General features: G+C 51.3%; 1 rRNA gene. It reads right to left on the bottom strand.

The features are described 5' to 3' along the window. Positions 1-21: 21 nt before the first annotated feature. Positions 22-2,914, bottom strand: a 23S ribosomal RNA gene (locus tag IAE39_RS29245). Between the last annotated feature and the right edge of the window lie 166 nt (positions 2,915-3,080).

Here is a 3,080-nt window from a genome sequence, read left to right on the forward strand (position 1 = left end):
AGCAAATTGCTTGGGTGTTATATGGTCAAGCCTCACGGGCAATTAGTATTGGTTAGCTCAACGCCTCACAGCGCTTACACACCCAACCTATCAACGTCGTAGTCTTCGACGGCCCTTTAGGGGATTCAAGATCCCAGTGAGATCTCATCTTGAGGCAAGTTTCCCGCTTAGATGCTTTCAGCGGTTATCTCTTCCGAACATAGCTACCCGGCAATGCCACTGGCGTGACAACCGGAACACCAGAGGTTCGTCCACTCCGGTCCTCTCGTACTAGGAGCAGCCCCTCTCAAATCTCAAACGTCCACGGCAGATAGGGACCGAACTGTCTCACGACGTTCTAAACCCAGCTCGCGTACCACTTTAAATGGCGAACAGCCATACCCTTGGGACCGGCTTCAGCCCCAGGATGTGATGAGCCGACATCGAGGTGCCAAACACCGCCGTCGATATGAACTCTTGGGCGGTATCAGCCTGTTATCCCCGGAGTACCTTTTATCCGTTGAGCGATGGCCCTTCCATACAGAACCACCGGATCACTAAGACCTACTTTCGTACCTGCTCGACGTGTTTGTCTCGCAGTCAAGCGCGCTTTTGCCTTTATACTCTACGACCGATTTCCGACCGGTCTGAGCGCACCTTCGTACTCCTCCGTTACTCTTTGGGAGGAGACCGCCCCAGTCAAACTACCCACCATACACTGTCCTCGATCCGGATAACGGACCTGAGTTAGAACCTCAAAGTTGCCAGGGTGGTATTTCAAGGATGGCTCCATGAGAACTGGCGTCCCCACTTCAAAGCCTCCCACCTATCCTACACAAGCAAATTCAAAGTCCAGTGCAAAGCTATAGTAAAGGTTCACGGGGTCTTTCCGTCTAGCCGCGGATACACTGCATCTTCACAGCGATTTCAATTTCACTGAGTCTCGGGTGGAGACAGCGCCGCCATCGTTACGCCATTCGTGCAGGTCGGAACTTACCCGACAAGGAATTTCGCTACCTTAGGACCGTTATAGTTACGGCCGCCGTTTACCGGGGCTTCGATCAAGAGCTTCGCTTGCGCTAACCCCATCAATTAACCTTCCGGCACCGGGCAGGCGTCACACCCTATACGTCCACTTTCGTGTTTGCAGAGTGCTGTGTTTTTAATAAACAGTCGCAGCGGCCTGGTATCTTCGACCGGCATGGGCTTACGGAGCAAGTCCTTCACCCTCGCCGGCGCACCTTCTCCCGAAGTTACGGTGCCATTTTGCCTAGTTCCTTCACCCGAGTTCTCTCAAGCGCCTTGGTATTCTCTACCTAACCACCTGTGTCGGTTTGGGGTACGGTTCCCAGTTATCTGAAGCTTAGGAGCTTTTCTTGGAAGCATGGTATCAACCACTTCGTCGCCTAAAGGCAACTCGTCATCAGCTCTCGGCCTTGAAATCCCGGATTTGCCTAAGATTCCAGCCTACCACCTTAAACCTGGACAACCAACGCCAGGCTGGCCTAACCTTCTCCGTCCCTCCATCGCAATAACTGGAAGTACAGGAATATTAACCTGTTTTCCATCGACTACGCTTTTCAGCCTCGCCTTAGGGACCGACTAACCCTGCGTCGATTAACGTTGCGCAGGAAACCTTGGTCTTTCGGCGTGCGAGTTTTTCACTCGCATTGTCGTTACTCATGTCAGCATTCGCACTTCTGATACCTCCAGCAAGCTTCTCAACTCACCTTCACAGGCTTACAGAACGCTCCTCTACCGCATCACCAAAAGGTGATACCCGTAGCTTCGGTGCATGGTTTGAGCCCCGTTACATCTTCCGCGCAGGCCGACTCGACTAGTGAGCTATTACGCTTTCTTTAAAGGGTGGCTGCTTCTAAGCCAACCTCCTAGCTGTCTAAGCCTTCCCACATCGTTTCCCACTTAACCATGACTTTGGGACCTTAGCTGACGGTCTGGGTTGTTTCCCTTTTCACGACGGACGTTAGCACCCGCCGTGTGTCTCCCATGCTCGGCACTTGTAGGTATTCGGAGTTTGCATCGGTTTGGTAAGTCGGGATGACCCCCTAGCCGAAACAGTGCTCTACCCCCTACAGTGATACATGAGGCGCTACCTAAATAGCTTTCGAGGAGAACCAGCTATCTCCGAGCTTGATTAGCCTTTCACTCCGATCCACAGGTCATCCGCTAACTTTTCAACGGTAGTCGGTTCGGTCCTCCAGTCAGTGTTACCTAACCTTCAACCTGCCCATGGATAGATCGCCCGGTTTCGGGTCTATACCCAGCGACTAAACGCCCTATTAAGACTCGCTTTCGCTACGCCTCCCCTATTCGGTTAAGCTCGCCACTGAATATAAGTCGCTGACCCATTATACAAAAGGTACGCAGTCACCTAACAAAGTAGGCTCCCACTGCTTGTACGCATACGGTTTCAGGTTCTATTTCACTCCCCTCTCCGGGGTTCTTTTCGCCTTTCCCTCACGGTACTGGTTCACTATCGGTCAGTCAGTAGTATTTAGCCTTGGAGGATGGTCCCCCCATATTCAGACAAAGTTTCTCGTGCTCCGTCCTACTCGATTTCATTGACAAGAGATTTTCGTGTACGGGGCTATCACCCACTATGGCCGCACTTTCCAGAGCGTTCCACTAATCTCAAACCAACTTAAGGGCTGGTCCCCGTTCGCTCGCCACTACTAAGGGAATCTCGGTTGATTTCTTTTCCTCAGGGTACTTAGATGTTTCAGTTCCCCTGGTTCGCCTCTTGCACCTATGTATTCAGTACAAGATACTCAGCTTATGCTGAGTGGGTTCCCCCATTCAGAGATCTCTGGATCACAGTCTGTTTGCCGACTCCCCAAAGCTTATCGCAGGCTACCACGTCTTTCATCGCCTCTGACTGCCAAGGCATCCACCGTATGCGCTTCTTCACTTGACCATATAACCCCAAGCAATCTGGTTATACTGTGAAGACGACATTCGCCGAAAATTCGCATTTCGCTCAATTAAGAGCAGAACTCACAAATTTTACCTTAGCCTGATCACACACCAGTGAAAGTGCATGTCAGTCTATATCTATCACATATCCGAATTTTTAAAGAACG

The organism is Pseudomonas sp. S37 (assembly GCF_016658545.1).
Classification (GTDB): Bacteria; Pseudomonadota; Gammaproteobacteria; order Pseudomonadales; family Pseudomonadaceae; genus Aquipseudomonas.